The following is a 22,961-nucleotide window of genomic DNA, read 5'->3' on the forward strand; positions in this document are numbered from 1 at the left end:
TCGTTCCAATAAGAAAAGGAAGCTAGATTTCTCTACCTTCCTTTTCTTATATCTCTTGGAGATTTAATTATATTTCCACACTTTCTTTCCCTTTTGCAACATAACTCATATCTCCAACCGACTCGACTGTATATGTTCCATCTTGGTATACAATCTTCGTCACACTAGCATTTTCCACCCCAAGTTTTGTTTTGCTACTGTCTAACATTTCTATTAAGGTAGTAATCAAAAGCCCATGAACGACAACTAAAACGTTACCGCCACCATTTTCAGCAGCTTCTTCACTAATTTTATCTATCTCAGCTTTTATACGAGTAGAAAATAATTCCCAATCTTCCGCCTGTTTTGTAGGATCTGCTACTCTAATAAGATTAATCACTTCTTGAATAGAAAACTTCATAAGTTCTTCTGGTGATGGAACGCCTGCAGCTTTTCCAACCACATCCCACATATTCTCAAGTTTTTCACCTTCAAAAATACCGAAATTTAATTCTCGCAAATCTTTTCTTTGCTCAAGTTTTAATTTTGATTGCTCACTATATTTTAATACTAAATTAGCAGTTTCAATCGCTCGGCCACTATCACTACTATACGCATTCATAAAATGAATATCTTTTAATCCTGTTCCTAAATTTGTGGCAACTTCAACACCTTTTTCTACTAATGGAGAATCAGCCCAACCTTGCGCGCGATGATTCGTATTTAATATTGTTTTACCGTGTCTTGTAACATATAACGTAACTGCATTCTCATTGCTATCTGTTTCTCGCTTATTCATTCTATTCTCTCCCTTTACGTTTCTATCTCAATTTTACCACCTCAATTATTCATTGAGCAAAATATACGTCAGTAGATCCGCTTAATAAAAAAAGCTATCTTTCTGTATATCCATACAAAAAGATAGCATCTTTTATGATTACATTTCTTAACCGTTACTCCTACTCAGCAAAAGCACTCGAATACTGAACAACTCCTTCTACACCTTGGAGAGCGTTCTCTCTTAGCTCCATCGCCATAAACACTTCTTCAGGCACTTCAAACGGTGCTTTTACATTCCACTCACTTGCTTTCTTAAAACCAAATTTCGGGTAGTACTCTGGAGGTCCTAATACTACAACTGATCCGTATCCAAGTTCTTTCGCTTTTTCTAAAGCAGCCGTGATCAGTTTTCCGCCAATTCCTTTCTTCTGATGGCCCCTAGCAACTGAAACTGGCGCAAGTGCTAACGATTCTACAGAAGTTCCATCTTGTTCTATTGTAATTTTCGATAACATAATGTGACCAACTATATCTTCATCTACCGCAACAATTGATAACTCCGGAACAAACGCGTCACATTCTCTAATACGTTTTACAAGTTCATGTTCTGTTTTATCACTAAATTCTTCAAGTAAAAATGCTTCTTTTACGACTTCTTCTGTTTTTCTATAATCATTTTTTTGTTCTTGTCTAATCGTTACCATTTTAACTTATCCTCTATTCTTTCTTATTTCTTTTTGAATTTTACGCAGTGCTTTTTTCGATCCGCGCTCAATATCGTGTTGCATTTTTCTTTCTTTATAATCAACAAATAGTGTATTTAAATCGTATCCTTCTGGATATAACTCCTTCGCTGCTACTTCTAAAGTAATACGTTTTACATTTACTTCAACGAATTCACCGTTATAATATACAACAACGTTATAAAAATTATCTTTTTCCTTATAGATGATGTAGGGTAAGAACCCAGCGCCTTAAGACCTCTCGGTCTTAGGTTTCCGAGAACTCCCCCCCGAACCGTACGTACCCCTCTCAAGGTATACGGCTCTCCGTCTCTTCAGTCTAGCTTCCCGTTATGCAGGTCACGATGACACTTTCGACAAAGTATCATTGTTTTACGGTTCCTTGCTATCATCTGTCTTTCCCATTTCTTTTTCCCTTTAAGGTTCTTTAACTTTCGAACATGATGAACTTCCATTGAGCCTTCTTCAGCCTTACACCATTCACATTGATTAGCCATCAACCTTTGAATAAGCGATGTTCGGGATTGGTAGGATACTTCCGAAGGAAGTTTTTCTATATCCTTTTTAGTTATAGGAGCTTTATTCCTACGAAATCCCTTATCATAAAGCACTTCCGTTTTCTTGCCGGACTTTATCTTATAACTGACTTGGAATATTCCATTCACCATAAATTTTTGTTTAGCTTTTCCTAAGGTAGTACGGTACTTATTTGCTAAGGTTTTATACATAGAGTACTCCAGGAGATACTTATAACTGTTTAAATGGCACACATTCACTGCCAGTTGATAATATTGATAGGTTCCACGTATTTGAGCGTTATAGTTCCTTAAAATCTCAAGAGGCACTAATTTAATTAACTCTGGACGGTGAATTGGTTTCCATTGACCTGTCTTTTGGTTGATTTTTATTACCCCTTTTTTAAATAGGCGACTATAAACAAGATCAGTAGGCATATATAGTTCACACTTTAGTGAGAATGCTCTTGTTTTTATTCCATCACTTCGTCGTTTGGAATGGAAATCTCGTCCAACTTTAACGTCGTAGCCTAAAAATCTAGCTTTATTTCTTGTGTTTGTTATAAGTGTTTTCTCCTCGGATAACGTTAGCTTAAGTTTAGATTTCAAGAAATTAGCGATGTCTTTCTTTGCTCTATTCGCATCTTCCTTACTCCCAATAACTCCAATTAAAAAATCATCGGCGTATCTCACATATTGAATTCGTTTATAATTCTCATCCATTGGATATCCTTGGGGCGTGTGTTCTCTTTCAGCTAATAACTCACGTATTTTATTAGTCAGCTCTTTTTCTCGTACTTCATCTTTTTCTTTAGCTTCCCTTAGTTTCTTCTTAGCCTTATTTATCTGATGTTGGATTTTAGAGTAGGTTGGATTTGTCCTTCTAATCTTTCCTACATCAAAAGTTGACTTATACTGATTCATAAAATTATCTAATTCATTTAAATAAATATTCGCTAATAAAGGGCTAAGTATACCACCTTGCGGTGTACCACTAAACGTCTTATGGAACTTCCAGTCTTCTAAGTAACCGGCTCTAAGAAACTTCCATATAAGCGCAATAAATTGTTCATCATCTATCCTCTTCCTTAGAGTATGGATAAGGATATGATGATTAATATTGTCAAAAAAACCTTCAATATCGCCCTCAATAAACCATCTACTCCCAGTAAACGTGCTTTTCACCTGAAATAAAGCTGTATGGCAGCTCTTTTCAGGGCGGAAACCATGAGATAACTTACTAAAAGTCGGTTCATAGATAGATTCTAGTAGGTTTTTTATGACTTCTTGGACTAACTTATCTTCTACGGAAGGTATGCCTAACGGACGCTTTTTTCCATTTTTCTTTGGAATATAAACTCTTCTTACTGGTTTTGGCTGATACGAATAATCTCTTAATTTATCAATTAATTCCGAGATTCTTCTTTCAGACATTCCGTCAATGGTTTTTCCATCTGTTCCAGCAGTCATATTTCCTTCGCTAGCGTATATGTTTTGGTAGGCTTCAAGGAAAAATAATGGATTGTACAGATTTCGATATAATTTCTTGTATTTGTACCCTGCTTTCTTACTGTGAGATGCTAGATTTTCTAATACGATTTTTGGGCTTCGCAAGAGCCTCACGCCCCTTCCCAATTTAATATTAGTCGAAAAGACTGTTCTCCTTCGCCTTGTACGAGGCTTTCCCTCGCTCTGACTACTACGAGAACTCCGTTACCATATTGGATTTTCATGAGCCACATACCTTGCTTTTCACACTTGGTATCATCCTCAATAGCCTCCTTACAAGGCGCTCCAAGTTAGGTAATCCCCATTTAGTACATATAGAGACTAGACTAATTATGATGTCGGATGCCACTTTCGTCCGTTACTTGTTATTCAAGTTAGTCAGTCTTTGGTCTGCCATACGTAACACGTATGTTCAATGGAAACTTCGGCAATATTTCCATTCTTAGACTGCGAAGCGTTTCAATGACCCTGCACTTCGGGCGACGATACTCCACTTTGGACTATGGTTCAAGCAGTTTAGCCTTCATCCTTATTCATAACATTTTTACCTTGCCCCTCAGTCGTACCTAGGTCATTTTGGTAACTTAGGGCTTTCCTTGCATGCTCTGGTCCCCTCCGGGTTTCCCCTTCTAGGTAAGCAAGGTGGTAAATGGGTTAAGCACAGACTCCCATCTCTTGTCTAAGGAGATTCTCTACATGCCCGTATGGGCGCACACCAAAATCATCATAATCCAATAAATTCACACGATCGCCGATTTTGTACTCATAATGAGATTCTCTTTTTTCTTGTACAAATTTCGGTTTTCTAATTTTACTTTCATTCACTTTTTCTAAAGCGTACTCTTTATTTCCCATGTACTCTTTCGCTCTTTTCAGTACATGTTCTTTTACGCTCATTTTATTCGCAATCCAAAGTGCATTACTTTCCCCTGATTTTCCGATAACTAATTTATAAAGCGGCTCTAACGTTTCACTATTAAATTGCATCGCTGCATTCATAAAGTCATCGTGCATTTCTGAGAATCGTTTAATTTCTCCGTAATGCGTACTCGCAACGGTAATACATCCCGCAAGGTACAATTCTTCTAAAATAGAAATTGCAAGTGCTGCACCTTCATTCGGTTCTGTACCGCTCCCAATTTCATCAAATAATAGCAACGTATTATTATTTGACATCCTCATAATCTCAGAAAGATTTTTCATATGAGACGAAAATGTACTTAATGCATTTTCAATACTTTGATTATCACCAATATCTACGAATACATTTTCGAAAATAGCGATTTCTGTACCTCTATCTCCTGCAATATGAAGGCCTGACATTGTAGCTAATGTTAACAATCCAATCGTTTTTAACACAATTGTCTTTCCGCCCGCATTCGGCCCTGTAATAATTAAACTACGATACTCTTGACCAATTTTAAAATGTAACGGTACAACTTGCCCTGTTAAAAGCGGATGCTTACAATTCACTAAATGAATGTAGCCATGATCATTTAACTTCGGCTCTATTCCATCAATCGATTTACTAAACTTTGCCTTCGCAAATACCATATCATACTGACTAATTAGCTCCATGTTAATCTTTATACTATAAATGTTTTCTAACACCATTCCTGATAACGTCGCTAAAATCTGATACTCTTCAACCGCTTCTTCTGCTTTCAAACCTGCTAATTCTGCATTCAATTTCGTAACCGTATGCGGTTCTATAAATACAGTAGAGCCTTTTGCCGAGGCTTCAATAATACTTCCAGCAACTTGATTTTTATAGGAAGATTTAATTGGAATCGTATAACGGTCATCCTTTTTACTAATAAAGAATTCCTGAATGAATTTCTTATTTGCAATACTATTTAAAAATTTCATTAAACGTTCTTTTATTTTCCCATCTACAGAATCAATATTATTTCGAATTCGCTTTAACTCTTTACTTGCAGCTACATCAATACTATTTCCTTTAATTGAAAAGTTAATTTCCTCTTCAATACTTTTATATTCAGTCATTGAATTTGCATAAGAAGCTAATACTGGTGCAAAAAATTCTTTATCTAACATAAACTTTTTAATCTTTCTACATCCACGTAAAAAGTCTGAAACACTTACTAATTCTTCTGGATCTAAAATCATCCCTTTTTCTAATTTTTGAATTGTACTAGCAATATTAGAAATGCCGAAGAAAGGAACATGCCCCTCTGCATCTAATATAGCTCGTGCTTCTGTCGTTTCATTCAAGCGATTTCTCACTACTTTTAGACTCGTACTCGGCTCTAATTTGTTTAATAATTCCTTACCTAATCCACTTACACAATAAGATTTCACTATATCCTTTAATTCGTTATATTGTAACTTTTCAAAAGTCATCGTATTCATTTTGTTTCTCCTCACTATGATTGATTTTTATCATAAATGAAGATACCTACTCATTAGATTCCAATGAGTTCTACATTATTCAATTACCATTTTTATACATTAAAAATATATACAAAAAAGCTGCGGGGATACCGCAGCTTTTACATTTACAAGGCATGTGTAATAACATATGAGGAAATAAGCCATAAAAAATAGATGGCAGTCCCTTATTACACGCTTTATAAAGTATTGTAGGTATCTTCATAGGTATCGAAATAAATCCATGACAAAGTTAGGGGTATGGTATACATAAAAATCCCCTGTTCTTATCTGACTTATTTCATTAAATTTTTCCTATTTAGTACCTACCGCACTCACAAAAAGCACCTCTCATTAATTTATATTATAGTCATTGAAATCTAATTTATTGAAATCATCATACTATATGTTACGTGAGAAGTAAAGGTGTCATACTTAAGTAGTACGTAACTGTACGCTTCAATATCACTTAAACTAGACCTATATTTGCTGAGGAAAAATTATAGAAGCGGCTCCGCTATTGCGAATGTCATTTACTTCCTCTAATACATTTAATAATTATGACAAGCAATGATAGGAGGTTTACTATATGAATGAAGAATATAATACTTTACATGGACCTGCTCTGGAACCAAATTTAATCGGTCCCACACTACCATCAATTCCACCATTTACTTTCCCTACTGGACCTACTGGAATCACAGGCCCTACCGGTGCGACAGGTTTTACTGGAATCGGAATAACTGGTCCCACCGGGGTTACAGGTCCTACCGGAATCGGAATAACTGGCCCCACTGGGGTTACAGGTCCTGCCGGTATCGGAATAACTGGTCCCACTGGGGTTACAGGCCCTACCGGAATTGGAATAACTGGTCCCACTGGCGCAACTGGTTTAGGGATTCTTCCCGTATTTGGAACAATAACTTCTGAAGTAGGAATCGGTTTTTCAGCAGTAGTTAATACAAATGTCAACTTTACCATTCCAGGACCTGTTAGTGGAACTACTCTAAATCCAGTAGACAACTCCATTACAATTGATACCACTGGTGTATACTCTGTATCCTTTTCAATCGTATTTGTAATACAAGCTATTTCGTCTAGCATATTAAATCTTACAATAAACGATTCCATTCAATTCGCAATTGAAACACGAGTTGGTGGTGCTTCTGGGGTAAGAGCCACATCCGCCAGAACTGATCTATTACCTTTAAACCAAGGAGATGTTCTTCGATTACGAATAAGAGAAGCCACGGGTGACATTATTTATTCCAATGCATCTCTTGTTGTTATAAAGGTCGACTAGTTCTTTTATTACAATAAAGATTCAGGAAAAATAAATATGCACCATATAAAAAGGAGAGGAAAACTTATATTTCAGTCTACCTCTCCTTTTTCATCACAAAATTACTGCTGAACATATATGGAAACTGATCCTCCACTTACTTGGAACTGCCCCCACCCGTCCTTATTAATTGTTACAGTATTTGTTTGATTACCCGTAATATCGTACCATACTTCCCCTGCGTTATTCTTCCCAACATCCATCCACTTTGACCCTCCTGGTCCATCAGAGATTAACGTTGCTAAACCAGAATTAGCATGTACACTATCACCTTCTCTTGTCCAGCCAATTACATCTGGATGATCAAAATAATCACGCTGCGTACCATATGCAAAGTTTTTTCGTGCCGTCAAAATCGGATCAATTTTGTCCTTTAACGCTGGAATTTCATAGTTACTATTTCCTTTTGTACCATAGTAATCACCATAGAAAACAGAAGGATATCCCTCTGCACGCGTTAAAATAAATGCATATGCCAACGGTTTGAACCAAGGGCTCACTACAGATTCCAATGACTGACCAGGCTGTGAATCATGATTTTCAACTAGAGTAACCGCAAGTGTAGGATGATTCGCAACTACCGTTCCTTTTAAAATATTTCTCATATCATAATTCCCATTTCCTGTTGAAGCATACTGAAAATTATAATGCAGTGGTGCATCGAACACAGATTGATTATAATTGACCTTCGCTAAATAATTATTTAAAGTCTGGATATCATTTTGCCAATATTCAGCTACTGTAAACATTTCTTTCCCCGTTTGCTGTCTAACATGATTTACCCAATCGCGCAAATATTCATGATCAATATGTTTAACAGCATCTAAACGAAAGCCATCTAAATTTAATTCCTTCGCATACCACGTTCCCCATTTTTTCATTTCATTCGCAACATCTGGATGATCAAAATCAAGATCCGCGTACATCAAATAATCATAATTCCCATTCTCGCTAGACACTTCCCAGTCCCACGCTTTACCTATGCCCCTAAATTTATAAATTCGGTTTAATTTCTTTCCTTCATCCCAATCTGTTCCGTCAAAATGATACCATTTCCATTTGAAATTAGAATAAGAATCTCCACGCCCTGGAAAGTTAAATCCTGTCCAAGCACTAATTTCATAATCACCTGATACTTCAACATTTCGATTGCTTGGGTCTACCTCAACTGCTGTGACAGTTTCTGTATAATCAGCCCCACCTTTATGATTCATAACTACATCACCGTATACATCGATGTTTTTCTTATGTAAAGCGTCAATTGCAGACTTCAATTGTGCTTTCGTCCCATATTTCGTCCGCACTGTTCCCTTTTGATTGAATTCCCCCAAATCATATAAATCATATGCTCCATATCCTACGTCATTTTGCGTAGTTCCTTTATATGCAGGTGGTATCCAAACAGATGTAATTCCTTTTTGCGCTAAATTTTCAGCATCAGTACGCAAACGATTCCAATGATCCCCATCATTCGGAGCATACCACTCAAAATACTGCATTAACGTTCCATTGTTAACTGTATCTGCATATGCTTTACTCCCCTCATATATACTAGGTAAAAACATAACAACTGACAATCCGACTATTGTTACTCTTTTAAACATCTGTACACCATCCCCTTCTAAGAAAGCGTTTGCATAGTTTATCAGAATTATTATAATATTCGTTCCACCGTTAGTAAAGTAGCAATCTCTCACTCTCCCACATTATTTTTAATCTCACTTCAAATATTCAACGTAGTTTTAATTTCACATCCTATTCAAGATTGTTTACAATTTACCTATAAAAACATAACGGAGGGATTTCTATGACAGACTTTCAAAAACAATTTTTCGTACGATTATATATAGAAGAAAAAGACACAGTTTCATTTGAAGATTTATCTAACATTATGTACGCAATGGCACAAACTGTTCCTTTTGAAAACTTAAATATTCTCGAAAAGAATTTTAAAGAAATATCAAAAGAAAATTTGAAAGAGAAAATTTTAGTAAATAACCGTGGCGGTCTTTGTTATGAACTCAATCCTACTATGTATTACTTCTTGAAAGATTCTGGATTCGATGTTCATCTCGTTTCAGGAACAGTTTATAACGCTACAAACTCCATATGGGCTGTTGATTCTGGCCATATTGCAACCGTTTTAACACATCATAATGAACTTTATTTAATTGAAGTAGGATTCGGATCATACTTACCTCTTGCCCCTGTCCCTTTCTCAGGTGAAGTCATTCACTCTGTTACAGGAGATTATCGTATTCGTAAAGAAATGACCGAAAAGGGAAACTACATTTTAGAGATGCGGAAAAACAATGAGTTCTTGGATCAATCTTCTGCTGATGATTGGACGTTAGGCTATGCATTTTATATAGAAGAAGTGGATGAAGAAAAAGCAAATACAGCACAAAAAATTATCGTTGAACATGAAGGGTCACCCTTTAATAAACTACCTCTTATTGTAAAACTAACTGAAGATGGGCATGCCTCTTTAACGAAAGATAGCCTTACAGTAGCGAAAAATGGTAAAAAAACGAAAGAAACCGTTACAGACATGCAATTTACAAACCTTTTACATTCAAAATTTGGAATTACACTATAAGTATGTAAGCCTTGTTATTTTAGCAAGGCTTTTCAATTTTCAGCAGGGATTTTTTGCAATTTGTTGTATTTCATAGTTATATAGAAATATAACTACATGTTTAGAAAGGAAATGATTATGACAGAACTTAAAGATCGATTACAAGTAGCTGATATAGAAAAATGGGATTTAACAGACATTTACCATACAATTGAAGATTGGGAAAGTGATTTTCATAAAATTGAAGTATTAACGAAGGAATTACACGAGTTTAATGGCAATATTCACGATGGCAATAGTTTATTAGCTTATTTAACGAAGAGTGAAGAAATTTCTAGCATAATATCTTTAATGTTCGCTTATGCACGATTACAATCTGACCTTGATACACGCGATACTGACGCGCAATCTCTTGTCGATAAAGTATCACAATTACACGTGAAAGTAAGTGCAGCTAAATCTTTCTTTTCCCCCTTCTTACTTAGCATAGACGAAAGCACATTACATTCTTACATAGAAGAAACAGAAGGCTTACAATATTATAAAGAAGACTTATTTGAATTATATCGTTATAAAAAACACGTATTGAATAAGGACCAAGAAGCAATTTTATCACAGATGGGTGAAGCTCTTTCTTCTCCACAGCACACATTTGGTATGTTAAACAATGCAGATATATTATTTGGTGAAGTGACGACTGACGATGGAGAAAAAGTGAACTTAACACGCGGAATGTATGCAAAGTTAATAGAAGATACGAATCGTGAAAAGCGTAAAGAAGCTTATAAAGCATATTACAAACCATATGTTCAGTTAAAGAATTCCATCGCATCTACTTTATCCGCTGCTATTAAAAATAATGTTACTGTTTCGAAGCTAAGAAACTATCCATCAGCGCTAGAGAAATCATTATTTGGCGATATGGTTCCGAAAGAAGTATATGAAAACCTTATTGATACAACGAAAAAAAACATTCAAACATTACATACATACAATGAAATTCGAAAAGAAAAATTAAACGTAGATAAACTAAGACAATACGACTTAGGCATCGATTTAGTAGAAGGTGCAAAACAAGACATCCCATATAGTGAAGCATTTGACATTATGATTGCATCACTAGCTCCTTTAGGAGAAGAATATATTGAGACATTAAAAAGTTTTAAAGATAAACGATATATAGACGTAAGAGAAACACCAGGAAAACGTTCTGGTGCTTATAACTTTGGTGTATACGGTGTTCATCCTTTCATTCTTTTAAATCATCACGATGATTTAAATAGCCTGTTCACTCTTACTCATGAATGCGGGCACGGTATGCATACGCACTATTCACATGGATACCAACCAAGAATTTCTGCACATTATTCTATCTTTGTGGCAGAAGTCGCTTCTACAGTAAATGAAGTGTTATTAATTCACTATTTATTAAAAGAAGCAAAAGAAACGAACGTGCGTAACCATTTAGTTAACCATTTTATTGAGAAATTTAAAGGTACTTTCTTTACACAAATCATGTTTGCAGAATTTGAAAAAATCACACATGAAATGGCTGAGCAAGGTAAACCATTAAATGCCCAAGTCTTCAGTGAAATTTATGAAAAGCTATTTAAAGAATATAACGGTGATTCACTTGTATTTGATGAAGAAGTAAAATACGGATGGGCTAGAATCCCTCATTTCTATCGCCCGTTTTACGTATACAAATATGCAACTGGATTCGCATCTGCCATTCAAATCGCTGATAAACTATTAAGCGGCGATCCAAATGCTCAAAAACATTATATTGAATTCCTTAAAGGCGGAAGTTCTGACTATCCACTAAACTTATTGAAAAAAGCTGGTGTTGATTTAACTACGCCAGAACCGATTGAAAGTGCATTGAAACAATTCACTCAACTTGTTGAGGAGTTTTCAGCATTATAAAAAGCATGCAGAGTATATACTCTGCATGCTTTTTTCATTTCGGTTACTTTATGCTAAATGTTGCTGCGTCACACAGTGAATCATGCCACCATACGCAAACAGCTCATTTACATAAATGCCGACAATTCTTCTTCCCGGAAACTGCCCTTCAATAATTTGAAGCGCTAACTTGTCATGCTCATCGCCATATATAGGAACCAATACAACCTCATTTCCAATATAAAAGTTTAAATATGAGCCCTTACAATCTGCTTCTTTTACAGCTTTTCTTGTCACCGGTACTGGTATAAGCTGAAATGGTTTTCCATCTATATTTCTTGCTTGTCTCAATTCTTGATAATGCTTTTCGTACGCCTCCAAAAGGTAGGATTCACTCTCCCCGAAAGGATCATATTCATAAAGAATTGTATTTTCATTTACAAAACGTGCTGCGCCATCAATATGGTAATCCGTATCTTCATCATAATTATCCTCACCACGAATACCAGTTATCCATATAAAATTCGTTACCCCCAAATACTTCGTTAACTCCATTTCAATCTCTTCCTGACTTAGTGTAGGGTTTCGATTTTCATTTATAATAGAAGTTTTTGCCGCCATTAAGGTTCCATTTCCGTTTATCTCTATTCCTCCACCTTCTAGACAGACACTAGATTTAACTTTTGGAATACTATACATCTCACTTATTTTTGCCGGAATAACAGCATCATTTTCATACGGATATTTATCTCCCCAACCATTAAAAACCCAGTGTGTTAAGCAGAGATTGCCTTCCTTATCTTTTACAAAGATCGGTCCATTATCTCTTATCCACACATCATCCGTCTCTTGAACTAAGAAATCAATTTTATCCATATCCACTTTCGCTTCCATTAACTTCGATTGGACATGTACTTTTTCTTCCTCATCATATACAACAATATGCACAATTTCTCCGTAATGAAGCTCCTTTGCCATCGTTACCCAAATATCATCTAGCTTAGCTCTGTAACCTTCACCTCTATGAGCTTTATCATGAGGCCATTGCAGCCATGTACCTTCATGTTTCTCCCATTCCGCAGGCATATAAAACAAACTATTTTCTATATTTCTCATACGTGTTCACCCCTTATATGAATGTACGTACAGTCTATACTTTGACATCGTGTTAAGGTCAACAGGAATATCTTCATTTACTTGTAGCAACTTTATAAGGTGACTCTTTATTTCGCCTTTTTATTATGATAAATTGCTTTCGTACATAGAATAAGGATTGACATAATATTAATGTCAATCCTTATTCTCATTCTATTTTCGTAACTAAAAAACAAATTTGTGTCACATACTCTTCTGCTAAACAATCACATTCAGGCCCCTTTATATAAACCTCATATGGCGAATTAACTATTACACACCCATTTTTTTCAACCCATTCTTCTAACGCTATATAAGCGTAACCAATATAGTCGTAACTTCCATAATGCATAGTAGTAACGATTTGATGTGGACTTAGTTTTTTCATTTCATACTCTTGTGCTACGTCTTCATCATTCCCCTGCATAACCGGGATTCTTAATTCAATATCACTGTTACTTGGAATATATTCTTCATCATAAAAGACTGCAGATGGTGAACCGACTATTTGAAAATTATTTTTTTGTACCTCTTCATATAAGTCATAAAAATAATCATCCATATCATCCATATCTATTTTTACTCTTTGAATAATTATCGTTACTTCATTCCTCATTCCCATTAATATATCGTAATTTCTATGACGAGCAGTATTTAGACTACTATTCACCTTTACCATTTCATTCATTTCTGAAATAACCTGTAAATTTTGCTTCACTTCCTGAGACAACTCGATAATTTGTGATTGTATATGTTGAACAAACGAATCTTGATCCGATGACTGCAAAACAATTTTAATTTTTGGAAGAGGAAATTTATACTCCCTTAGCTTTTTGATTTTCAACGCTACTTCCAGCTGTCCTTGTTCATAATACCTATACCCATTAACCGGATTCACATATGCCGGTTTTAATATCTCCTCTTTGTCATAATGTCTTAACATCCGCGTACTCATTTTACAAATCCGAGAAAACTCAGCGATGGTATACATATCAATACTCCTTGAATACATTTTCTTTTCATTACTTATTTATTAAAACCAATCAAAAATCTTCTTCATTGAAAAATCTTCATTCTGATTTTTCAATCTTCTTATTTTCGAAGGTAACAAATGACTTGGACAATACCACGTTAAACAATTCATCGCGCCTCCCATTGTTGATATTTCTCCTACATGAATTTGAATAACTTGTTTCTCCGTATACTGTTGAATATATCGTAAAACTTCCTCGTCTTTAGCTAGTCCAAACTTAGGAACATACAGAGCATCACATGATTCTAACATATTTATATACAATCCTTTTGCCGATGCTATCTCTTGATCATATTGTCCTTTCTCTGTATACGATGAAGGAACAACTATAAATGCAGCTTCTGGCATTTGTTCTTGAATAATCTCTTGAACACTATATCTAAATTCATGATCCCCTAAAAAATCACTAATAAACATTGTATGTTCATCAATAAATTTAACCATTCCGTCTGCGTGTGCTAGTACATCCCCTTCTTCAGCAGGAATAATAATAACTCGGCTCACATCTAAATCCCATTCTAACTGCTCAATAATTTCCTCTTCTGTCCAATCATCGTTATCATCAAATATGCGTTCTGTTAATATTACAGTATCTTTTTTATTCCAAATAAGATTACCACCATCTAATATTAATGGAGATTTTACATATTCAAAGTCATTCTTTTTCAACCATTTATTAAATTGTTGATCTAAATATCGCCCTTGATCATCTGGCAAATAATTTGGTCGATATTTAAATTTAACTAGATGATTTGTGGCAACCGGTGCAACATCTCTTAGCCAAATATCATCATACTCAAAACAGCTCGTATGAAAGTCTTGTTCTTCAACAGATAAAGATATAAGTTGATCTGCCATTGATTTCTTTTCATTTAAACATTCATTAAAGTAAATCAAGTCTTCATAAAATGGTTGATAATATTCATTCGATTCGTCTGGTATTGCAGTAAAAATAATCCCATTATGTTTTTGTTCCATATTATTTACCTCGCTTTTTAATAGTAGTTACATAACTGATTTCACAAAGCCAACTATTCCTCAATTCATTTCTCTTTTCATTACAACTCATGAACCGCGTATATTTCATGAATGGATTATAGCATGGAGAAATATTATATATTTATATAAAAAATATAAAGCTGACGTTAAGCCTTAAATTGACTCTTGACAAGTTTTTTAAATAACCTATTTTAAAACAACAATAAATGATTAAATGATTTTTTTATCACGATTCAAACCCATTACTTCTAATAGATCGTTTTGATTATATAAATTCACTAAATGCGCTTCTACTCCTATACAAATTCCTTCTAGCGGAAGATCATTTGGATCCTGACCAAAGGGATCTTCAATTTCAACCCCTATTGCTTCAATACCTATGAATGCAAAACTTATAAATGTAAACTATTTTGATTATTGTAATGAACCATATTTACAAAAACCTCTTTCTCTATTAACCTTTTATTCTTTTAAATCACGAAAGTATACAATTAAATAATAGAATCATAAACCCTATCATTATGAGGCTGGTTAAGATTATTTCTTTCAATACCGTTACTCCTTTTTTGCAAAAAGATAAAATATCTTATTTAATTCAACAACAAATGTTCACTATTCTAAATCCCGACGCATCATTTTAGAATTCGCAATGAACAACGCACTAATTAATACAAAGATTGCACAGGCATATAACAATAAATCTAACGGACTATCGTGATCTATAATGATGAGACGCACAATAGCTGTTATACCTATATATATAAAATATCGTAATGGAAAATGAAAATTCATTTGAAAATACTTTATAATCATTACGATGAATTCAAAGTACAAAAAGAATACGACGATACTATCAATTAAATGATAACTAGATTCATTACCATCCAATTTCAGTTCTTGTATAAACTGAATGACTTCTTTCATAAGAAATACACTTAGAACAACCCCTAAGCAAATTAAAGCTACATTTAAAATGTACTGTAAAACGATAGGGAAATACGAAAACACTATTTTAAAATTCTTTAACACAAACATTTTTCTCCTTTACCATATAAAACGAAAAGCGAACATACACTACAATTCAATTATCATTATATTTAATTTTTATTTTTACAAATAATAAGGAACGACAAAATAGGTAAAGATAAGATTTCACCTATTTTGTCTATATAGCAGCACAACGAAATTACAATTAATTACTTCAATGCAATTGGTTGTTGTTGTGTCACACAATGAATCATGCCACCATTTTTATAAAGCTCTCTCACATCAATGCCAACTACTTTACGATCCGGGTATAACTTCTGAATCGTATCGTTTGCGATTTTATCATTCGGATCATTATAATTAGGCACTAATACAACTGTATTCCCAATATAATAATTGATATACGATCCCTTATAATCGAGAGTTTTTCCATTTTCTAAAGCAACTTTTTCTTTACTAAGCGGCAAGTATTCATACTTATATTTCTGTCCTGAAGCATTTTTGGCATCTAACAATGTATTCATATCTTTATTAGATAAACCCCATTCGGCTAGGTCATCTTCTTTCATCGTTACAATGGTAGAGTTATTATGGAATTTAGCAAATCCATCAATATGAAAGTCCGTAATATCTAAATTAGGTACTCCGTCTAACCAAATAAAGTTTGATACCCCAAGGTCACTTATATATTTTTCAATTTCCTTTTCTGATAAATTAGGATTTCTATTTTTATTCGTTACTGCACTTCGAGTTAATAAAGCAGTTCCATTGCTGTCTAACTCAATTGCACCACCTTCAAGGACAAATTTCCCCCAATCAATTCTTTCAATTCCTGATTGTTTACTGACATTCTCTCGTATTCGAGCATCATTTTTGTAAGGCGTTTTCTTTCCCCATCCATTAAATGCCGGGTCTAATATTTTTAAATTTTTATTATTGTCATAAACAAAAATCGGTCCACTATCTCTTGCCCATACATCATCAGTAGGCGCGATAAAGAAATCAATCTTCTCCATATTTAACCCTTCATCTGTTAAAAGCTTATTGATTCTCTTCTTTTCTTCCTGGTCATATGCAACAATGTGGACTTTCTCTCCCTCAGTTAAAGCACTTGCCATCTTAACCCAAATAGGTTCAACTTCCTGCTTATACTCTTCACCATATGTGTATTCATGTGGCCATTGCAGCCATGTACCTTCATGTTTATCTTTTTCATCTGGCATCGTATATTTCCCAGCATTTTTCTGTACCTCTACTTTTTCTCCTTCTTTCCCTTTAACATTTTCATTGTTACCCTCAAAAGAGCATCCACTAATAATCGTTGTAGATAATGTAGCTATTAAACAAAACTTTATTACTTTTTTCATTTTTTCAACCTCCTGTTCTTGTCTCCAATAATGTAAAGCTTCACATAGTGTGAAGCTCAAGCTTTTTTATCAATGTAAAAATTACCAATTATTCTTTACATTACTTAGCATTTAACTACCTATTTTGGTTTATTCAAATGCCAATCACCTTTCTTACCTATTTATCCCGCTATTTGTGGGCAGTAAGTAAAACTTTACAAAATAAAAAAATCGGTATTGATAATTACATATCAATACCGATTTTTTATAATTATTTTCCTTCTATTAAATCATTCGCCATTTTCCTAAATTCTTGATTAAATGCATCATTCATACCATTTTGGACGTTAGAAAATAATATGACAAACGTTCGTTTATCCCAGTTAAAATTATTAAAAGTGTTCCAGCCAGCTAATACACCGTGGTTATGATAATAATCTGGGTAAATATAGAAACTAAATCCATATTTTCTTGCAGGTGATGCAGAAAACATATCTGATACACTTTGTTTAGAAAGTAGTTTACCATCCATAATAGCTTCATCTAACTTTTTCATATCTTCAACAGTCGTATACATTTCACCACAACCATACAGCCAGTTCATTTTTAAGCGAGGCGTGGCTATTAACTTATTATCTTTTTTCGTATACCCTTCTGCTAAGAAAATATCCTCTGGAAGTGTTGCGCCCATTCCAGATTCATGCATTTCAACAGGAGTCAAAATATTTTCTTTCACATATTCAGCAAGTGGTTTATTCGATATTTTTTCTACAATATATGCAAGCACCATATAATTATAATCTGTATATTTCCATCCTGTCCCTGCTGGAAATTGTAACGTTTGTGCCCCAATCCACGTTACTAATTTTAACCGTGATGCTGCGTCAACACTACCTTGTCCCTGTTCTGGTAATCCAGACGTATGTGTTAACAAATTTCGTAACGTAATGTTTTTATCTGCCGGAAACGATGGGATATATTTATTTACATTGTCTTCAATGTTCAACTTCCCTTTTTCTTTTAGTTGCATAATAGATATTGCAACAACTGTTTTCGTAATAGACCCAATGCGATATTTCGTTCTTGGAGTTGTTAATACTTGATCTTTCACATTCGCATAACCGTACCCTTTTCGTAAAATGACATGATCTTTACTTGCTACAAGAACACTCCCATTAAATCCTTTATCTTTTAAGTACTGATCTAGTTTTCCAGCTGCAATTTCATAACGCTTTTTCGCATTCGCATCAACTTCCTGCTTAACATCTTTTTGCTTACTATTTACATTTAAAAATGCCTTTACATCATATTTTTTTCCTTTATTTGCATGTATTAGTGTAACAACACTTCCACAAAAAACAGCAAAAATAAAGAAAACGATTAACCATTTCTTTAACATACTAGGAACCCTCTTTTATCTAGTTTCACTTAACGTACATCCATTCTATTTTATATCTTTTAATTATCAAGTATATTATAATATTATTTAATATTCACTATGTTAAAACTAGATTCCTTTTTCTCATTTTCAATTTTGACTACTCTCTATTGTATTTCTTTCTAGCAAAATTTCCAACATACAATCGGATGCATTACACTATAATTTCAAATTCTTTTGTAACATTTGTTACATACTAAAAAGAATGGAGATGTAATATGAAAAACACCGATAAACGCAACCGTTTAGATGATAAGATGTTTCATTATCGGATAACAAAAAACAACATGGTATTAATTGAATATTACGGAAAACAAATTATGATATTAAAAGGAAATGATGCTGAAAAATTTTTAAATAAAATAAATCATGCAAATAACGATAAAGAAAAACAGCTAATTATGGCTAAAATTACAGGTAATTTCAAAAGAGGTAATGAACGAAATTGAAAACGAATCTCATTTACATTTTGATTATACAACAAATAAAAAAAGAAATGTCGCTCATTCAACATTTCTTTAGACTTTCTTCACAAAAAATTTACATTGCTAACATTCCTTTATTTTCTATAATTCCTATATAAGCTAACCGCTGAAATAGTTAGTAATACAACTATGCATAACCACGCATACGTATATCCCTTCTTATCTACAATATAACCAAATAAAGCAGGTGCAACAATAATGGAAATTTGATTTAATGTAAGTGCAAAACTCACTGTCATCCCTACCGATTCTTCACTTGCTGATTCTGCAACTTCAGTTATAAAAAGACTAAACCATCCAATCGAAAAGAACCCTAACAATGCACTTACACCATACAATACATTCGTTATTGTATGTATGCTCATTACTAATATTAGAATGAAGAGAATAGAAATACAAACAGTTATAAATAAAGGGGTGCGCCGATTTCCCTTATAAAACAAATCACTAGTAGCTGCTAATATAACCCTACCAACCATTCCAGAAAAGAACATAACGGAAAATACTTTTCCAGCTAAAATTGGCGTGATTGATTGTTCCAATACTAAAAATTTTATAAAGTGTGCAACTAACACCATTTGCAATGAAATCATACAAATGCCAGTTATATAAATTGCATACAACTCTTTTTTACACATCACTTCTTTTAACTGCATCCAAAAAGAAAGTTTAATACGTTCTTGTTTAACTTTCTCTTGAATATATGGTTCCTTATAAAATATAAAAAATAAAAACCCTCCAATTATACAAATGCATGCAATACTATTTACCGCATAAGCCATATTATATTTTATTGTAAGAAACGGGATCAAAACTCCCGCTAACGTGCCACCAATCGGTATACCAGCTTGTCTAATCCCCATTGCTAACCCGCGATTTTCTTTTGGGAACCACTTTATTATCACCTTACTTCCTCCTGGCTGCGAAACACTATAAAACGTTCCTACTAATAAAAGTACAAAGAGTAACCCATTAAATTCATTGACCATATTAGTCAGTAAAAATGAACCTCCTAGTAAAAATGAGCTTATCGAAATTAACAACTTTTCATTGTATTGATCAAGTAGCCGCCCGACAAAAAGCATACAAAATAGCGGTCCTATATTTACAACACTTACTAGCAATCCACTCTCCGTATTCGTAAGTGCATATTCTTCTTTCCAAAATAATGCAAACGCTCCAACACCATACGTTATAAGTGTCGCTGTTGTTTGAGCAACTGTCGCAAAAATTAACATAACCCACTTATAAGTACTATTCACCCTTTCTTCCATTAACACAATAATCCCTCCATCCCCCTTTCATTGTATGAAAGTTCTGATATCATATAAAATAAAGATTTATTATGTAATCCATCAAAAAAAATGATACCTTTTATGGAGGGATGATACTTGGATATAAAAGATTTAACTGTATTTTACGAAGTTGCGAAAGAAAAAAACATATCTCACGCAGCGAAAAATTTAAACTATGTACAGTCTGGCGTAACAATGCGTATGAAACAACTAGAAAACGAATTAGGTGTGCCTTTATTTTACCGAAACGGAAAAGGTGTAACTTTAACTTCTAACGGTGAGATTTTATTAACATACGCCAAACAAATTATCCACTTAATAGATCAATCTGTTAAAGCAGTTCAAAGTAATGGGATCGAACCAAGAGGCACTTTAAAAATTGGATGTACAGAATCTACAACCGCTGTAAGACTTCCATCTATATTAACAGCCTATTATGAGAAATACCCAAAAGTCGAATTGATTTTAGAATCAAATACGACGGAACAATTGATTAGGCTTGTATTAGAACGAAAACTGGACGGAGCGTTTATAGCTGGCTCTACTCAGCATACTGAACTTCATACAAATATATTTCGTGAAGAAGAATTAGTTCTCATTAGCAAAAATCCTTTATCTTCCTTTAAAGACATCGGAGACATGAATTTACTTGCATTTAGTCGCGGGTGCTATTATAGAAATTTATTAGAAGATTGGCTTCAAGAAGAAGGAATTTCACCTAAGCGAGTATTAGAGTTCGGAACAATTGAGGCGATACTCGCATGTGTAAAATCAGGTATGGGCATAGCAATTATGATGAAGTCTATTTTAAATGATCATAAACATGACATATCATTCAACCCTTTACCAAATAGCTTCAAAAAAGTTCCTACTACTTTTATTACTAGAAAAGATATATATCACTCTGCTGCATTACAAAAATTTATGGAGATGACTCACAATGCGTGAAAAGAAAATACGTGGTATGAAACGAAAAACAAACACTTTAATAAAGCGAATTGAGGAACATACAAAAACGTTCCCTTCTATTTTCTATAACGATGAATATTGGAATATGCTATTGCCAGTTTCGCAAACTTTTATCGACTCTCGTAAAACACCTAGAAAAGTAAAGCGATTATGTATTCAAACCTTATTAAATCAAGCAAATCATTTAATAAATATGAAACCGAGCGATACACATACATATCGAGTTGTTGTTTTAATTTCTATAAATAATTTGTGGGGTTCGCAAATCATTATATTTAAAAATGAGGACTACTTTCATAATTTTTTTAATAGAAATAGTGAATTTCAAAAATGGATTCTTCTTTCAAATGAAATTGATTTTTGGGAGAAATTAGAAATTCCAGTTTGTCATTCCTTCGAAACGCTTCGCTTTCAAGAAATTATTTATGATGAAGATGAATGCTACGAAAAAGAGATTCTGTTTATCGGGGAGTTAAATTAAAAAGGGTGTACCTAAAACACTGGTATACCCTTTTTCACTTATTTCCCCTTCAATACACTATGTAATCGATCCGGATAATTTGTAAACATTCCTGTAGCACCCCATTTGATTAACAGTCTCATATCTGGTTTCTCATTAATTGTATAAGGATGAATTAACAGTCCATTTTTCCTAGCTATTTTCATATATGATTCATCAATAATTAGTTCTCCGTTATCATTACGTAAGTTTGGTCCAATACCAGCTGCATACTTTTTAATTTCTTGAAAATCATCATTCGTTACACTTTTCGGTTCATGTGTAATGCCAGACCATTCAACAATTTCATTGTTTTCATTTGGATAATACCAAAGCAATTGAACTAACGGAATATTTTCATTCATACTATGAATCTTTTTCAAACTATCTTTACTAAATGATTGAATCATAACACGGCTAGATGACATGTTTTGACCTACTAAATTATATTTATTTAACAATGCTAACAATTTCTCTTCCATTCCTGGATACACATCTGGTGATTTTGTTTCAATGTAATACTTCATGCTTCTTCCATACTTTTGGAAGATTTCTTCAAGAGTCGGAACTTTTTGCCCAACATACTCTTGCTTAGCCTTTTCTGGATACGCTTTATTAAACCACGTTCCTGCATCTAAACTCTTTATTTCGCTTAACGTTTTATCACGTACTTCGCCTGTTCCATTTGTAGTGCGATCAACTGCTGTATCATGCATTGCAATTAATTGGCCATCCTTTGTTAATTGAATATCTAACTCTAAATAATCCGCTTTCATTTTTTTCACTAAATCATAAGAAGCAAAAGTATGCTCAGGTGCATGTCCACTTGCTCCGCGATGTGCAATATTTAAAAACTTATTCGTATTCCATTCATGCTTCCCTTCTGCTTTCGCATGAACAGCTCCCCCAACAAAGATACTTCCCGTCATAAAGAAAATAACTAAAACGCTAATAATCTTTCTCATCCTTCTAACCCTTCCTACGTTGCAAATTTCAACAAGCTAATGAGATTTACACGAAATAGAAGACACACT

Annotated in this window: 18 protein-coding genes and 3 pseudogenes; 6 read left to right on the top strand and 15 right to left on the bottom strand. The window is 33.9% G+C overall.

Features of this window, described 5'->3' with window-relative positions; all coding sequences use genetic code 11:
• Positions 1–67 precede the first annotated feature (67 nt).
• The 5 genes and pseudogenes from BCG9842_RS16900 to BCG9842_RS16915 all read right to left on the bottom strand — a co-directional run.
• Positions 68–778, bottom strand: coding sequence for a histidine phosphatase family protein (locus tag BCG9842_RS16900; RefSeq protein WP_001042047.1), 711 nt, complete (start codon positions 776–778; stop codon positions 68–70).
• Positions 779–938: 160 nt separating this feature from the next.
• Positions 939–1,463 carry a GNAT family N-acetyltransferase gene (locus BCG9842_RS16905; protein WP_000256474.1) on the bottom strand — a complete coding sequence of 175 codons (525 nt, stop codon included), beginning with the start codon at positions 1,461–1,463 and terminating at the stop codon, positions 939–941.
• A 6-nt stretch (positions 1,464–1,469) separates the two neighbouring features.
• Positions 1,470–1,712 (bottom strand): annotated as a pseudogene (locus BCG9842_RS30140) (endonuclease MutS2); the annotation flags it as partial.
• Positions 1,713–1,816: 104 nt separating this feature from the next.
• Positions 1,817–3,631 carry a group II intron reverse transcriptase/maturase gene (ltrA, locus tag BCG9842_RS16910; protein WP_001257375.1) on the bottom strand — a complete coding sequence of 605 codons (1,815 nt, stop codon included), beginning with the start codon at positions 3,629–3,631 and terminating at the stop codon, positions 1,817–1,819.
• Between the two features lie 582 nt (positions 3,632–4,213).
• Positions 4,214–5,899 (bottom strand): annotated as a pseudogene (locus BCG9842_RS16915) (endonuclease MutS2); the annotation flags it as partial.
• 607 nt (positions 5,900–6,506) lie between these two features.
• Here BCG9842_RS16915 and BCG9842_RS16920 point away from each other — a divergent pair.
• Positions 6,507–7,220 carry an exosporium leader peptide-containing protein gene (locus BCG9842_RS16920; protein WP_001001586.1) on the top strand — a complete coding sequence of 238 codons (714 nt, stop codon included), beginning with the start codon at positions 6,507–6,509 and terminating at the stop codon, positions 7,218–7,220.
• A gap of 101 nt (positions 7,221–7,321) precedes the next feature.
• Here BCG9842_RS16920 and amyS read toward each other — a convergent pair whose 3' ends face one another.
• On the bottom strand, positions 7,322–8,863 hold the full coding sequence (amyS, locus tag BCG9842_RS16925) for an alpha-amylase (protein ID WP_000476900.1): 1,542 nt from the start codon (positions 8,861–8,863) through the stop codon (positions 7,322–7,324).
• A gap of 203 nt (positions 8,864–9,066) precedes the next feature.
• On the opposite strand from amyS, the gene BCG9842_RS16930 reads away from it, so the two are divergent.
• Together BCG9842_RS16930 and pepF are read left to right on the top strand one after the other, a co-directional pair.
• On the top strand, positions 9,067–9,858 hold the full coding sequence (locus BCG9842_RS16930) for an arylamine N-acetyltransferase family protein (protein ID WP_000129232.1): 792 nt from the start codon (positions 9,067–9,069) through the stop codon (positions 9,856–9,858).
• Positions 9,859–9,975: 117 nt separating this feature from the next.
• Positions 9,976–11,763 (top strand): oligoendopeptidase F, encoded by a 1,788-nt coding sequence (pepF, locus tag BCG9842_RS16935; protein WP_000137536.1) that lies wholly within the window; start codon positions 9,976–9,978, stop codon positions 11,761–11,763.
• Between the two features lie 48 nt (positions 11,764–11,811).
• Here the strand turns inward: pepF and BCG9842_RS16940 are convergent, their stop codons facing one another.
• The 7 genes and pseudogenes from BCG9842_RS16940 to BCG9842_RS16965 form a co-directional block, all read right to left on the bottom strand.
• Positions 11,812–12,858: an agmatine deiminase family protein gene (locus BCG9842_RS16940; protein WP_001244188.1), complete on the bottom strand. Its 1,047-nt coding sequence runs from the start codon at positions 12,856–12,858 to the stop codon at positions 11,812–11,814.
• Between the two features lie 187 nt (positions 12,859–13,045).
• The gene (locus BCG9842_RS16945; protein WP_000287988.1) at positions 13,046–13,867 is read right to left on the bottom strand and encodes a MerR family transcriptional regulator; all 822 of its coding nucleotides are present in this window, start codon (positions 13,865–13,867) and stop codon (positions 13,046–13,048) included.
• 42 nt (positions 13,868–13,909) lie between these two features.
• On the bottom strand, positions 13,910–14,887 hold the full coding sequence (locus BCG9842_RS16950) for an agmatine deiminase family protein (RefSeq protein WP_000435525.1): 978 nt from the start codon (positions 14,885–14,887) through the stop codon (positions 13,910–13,912).
• A 231-nt stretch (positions 14,888–15,118) separates the two neighbouring features.
• Positions 15,119–15,310, bottom strand: a pseudogene (locus BCG9842_RS30145) (bestrophin family protein); the annotation flags it as partial.
• A 210-nt stretch (positions 15,311–15,520) separates the two neighbouring features.
• On the bottom strand, positions 15,521–15,937 hold the full coding sequence (gene psiE, locus BCG9842_RS16955; RefSeq protein WP_000916570.1) for a phosphate-starvation-inducible protein PsiE: 417 nt from the start codon (positions 15,935–15,937) through the stop codon (positions 15,521–15,523).
• Positions 15,938–16,104: 167 nt separating this feature from the next.
• Positions 16,105–17,262: an agmatine deiminase family protein gene (locus BCG9842_RS16960; protein ID WP_000755771.1), complete on the bottom strand. Its 1,158-nt coding sequence runs from the start codon at positions 17,260–17,262 to the stop codon at positions 16,105–16,107.
• Positions 17,263–17,512: 250 nt separating this feature from the next.
• Positions 17,513–18,640, bottom strand: a complete 1,128-nt coding sequence (locus BCG9842_RS16965) for a serine hydrolase domain-containing protein (RefSeq protein WP_000915206.1) — start codon at positions 18,638–18,640, stop codon at positions 17,513–17,515.
• A 257-nt stretch (positions 18,641–18,897) separates the two neighbouring features.
• Between BCG9842_RS16965 and BCG9842_RS16970 the strand changes: the two genes are divergently transcribed.
• Positions 18,898–19,128: a hypothetical protein gene (locus BCG9842_RS16970; protein WP_000798793.1), complete on the top strand. Its 231-nt coding sequence runs from the start codon at positions 18,898–18,900 to the stop codon at positions 19,126–19,128.
• Positions 19,129–19,238: 110 nt separating this feature from the next.
• On the opposite strand, the gene BCG9842_RS16975 is transcribed toward BCG9842_RS16970, so the two are convergent.
• Entirely contained in the window at positions 19,239–20,438 is a 1,200-nt protein-coding gene (locus BCG9842_RS16975) for an MFS transporter (protein ID WP_015945864.1), read from the bottom strand.
• A gap of 117 nt (positions 20,439–20,555) precedes the next feature.
• Here BCG9842_RS16975 and BCG9842_RS16980 point away from each other — a divergent pair, with 117 nt between their 5' ends.
• Positions 20,556–21,407, top strand: coding sequence for a LysR family transcriptional regulator (locus tag BCG9842_RS16980; protein WP_000351677.1), 852 nt, complete (start codon positions 20,556–20,558; stop codon positions 21,405–21,407).
• The gene (locus tag BCG9842_RS16985; RefSeq protein ID WP_001208325.1) at positions 21,400–21,909 is read left to right on the top strand and encodes a DUF3916 domain-containing protein; all 510 of its coding nucleotides are present in this window, start codon (positions 21,400–21,402) and stop codon (positions 21,907–21,909) included. Before BCG9842_RS16980 ends, BCG9842_RS16985 begins: the two co-directional genes overlap by 8 nt.
• Before the next feature lie 38 nt (positions 21,910–21,947).
• Here BCG9842_RS16985 and BCG9842_RS16990 read toward each other — a convergent pair whose 3' ends face one another.
• A complete protein-coding gene (locus tag BCG9842_RS16990) occupies positions 21,948–22,892 on the bottom strand; it encodes a glycerophosphodiester phosphodiesterase (RefSeq protein ID WP_001226361.1) in 945 nt (314 codons plus the stop codon).
• Positions 22,893–22,961: the final 69 nt, after the last annotated feature.

This window comes from Bacillus cereus G9842 (assembly GCF_000021305.1).
GTDB classification, from domain to species: domain Bacteria; phylum Bacillota; class Bacilli; order Bacillales; family Bacillaceae_G; genus Bacillus_A; species Bacillus_A thuringiensis_S.

Coding starts and splice junctions, on each gene's coding strand:
- BCG9842_RS16900 (WP_001042047.1), bottom strand. CDS start 778: ATGAATAAGCGAGAAACAGATAGCAATGAGAATGCAGTTACGTTATAT.
- BCG9842_RS16905 (WP_000256474.1), bottom strand. CDS start 1,463: ATGGTAACGATTAGACAAGAACAAAAAAATGATTATAGAAAAACAGAA.
- BCG9842_RS16920 (WP_001001586.1), top strand. CDS start 6,507: ATGAATGAAGAATATAATACTTTACATGGACCTGCTCTGGAACCAAAT.
- amyS (WP_000476900.1), bottom strand. CDS start 8,863: ATGTTTAAAAGAGTAACAATAGTCGGATTGTCAGTTGTTATGTTTTTA.
- BCG9842_RS16930 (WP_000129232.1), top strand. CDS start 9,067: ATGACAGACTTTCAAAAACAATTTTTCGTACGATTATATATAGAAGAA.
- pepF (WP_000137536.1), top strand. CDS start 9,976: ATGACAGAACTTAAAGATCGATTACAAGTAGCTGATATAGAAAAATGG.
- BCG9842_RS16940 (WP_001244188.1), bottom strand. CDS start 12,858: ATGAGAAATATAGAAAATAGTTTGTTTTATATGCCTGCGGAATGGGAG.
- BCG9842_RS16945 (WP_000287988.1), bottom strand. CDS start 13,867: ATGTATACCATCGCTGAGTTTTCTCGGATTTGTAAAATGAGTACGCGG.
- BCG9842_RS16950 (WP_000435525.1), bottom strand. CDS start 14,887: ATGGAACAAAAACATAATGGGATTATTTTTACTGCAATACCAGACGAA.
- BCG9842_RS16960 (WP_000755771.1), bottom strand. CDS start 17,262: ATGAAAAAAGTAATAAAGTTTTGTTTAATAGCTACATTATCTACAACG.
- BCG9842_RS16965 (WP_000915206.1), bottom strand. CDS start 18,640: ATGTTAAAGAAATGGTTAATCGTTTTCTTTATTTTTGCTGTTTTTTGT.
- BCG9842_RS16970 (WP_000798793.1), top strand. CDS start 18,898: ATGAAAAACACCGATAAACGCAACCGTTTAGATGATAAGATGTTTCAT.
- BCG9842_RS16975 (WP_015945864.1), bottom strand. CDS start 20,438: ATGGAAGAAAGGGTGAATAGTACTTATAAGTGGGTTATGTTAATTTTT.
- BCG9842_RS16985 (WP_001208325.1), top strand. CDS start 21,400: ATGCGTGAAAAGAAAATACGTGGTATGAAACGAAAAACAAACACTTTA.
- BCG9842_RS16990 (WP_001226361.1), bottom strand. CDS start 22,892: ATGAGAAAGATTATTAGCGTTTTAGTTATTTTCTTTATGACGGGAAGT.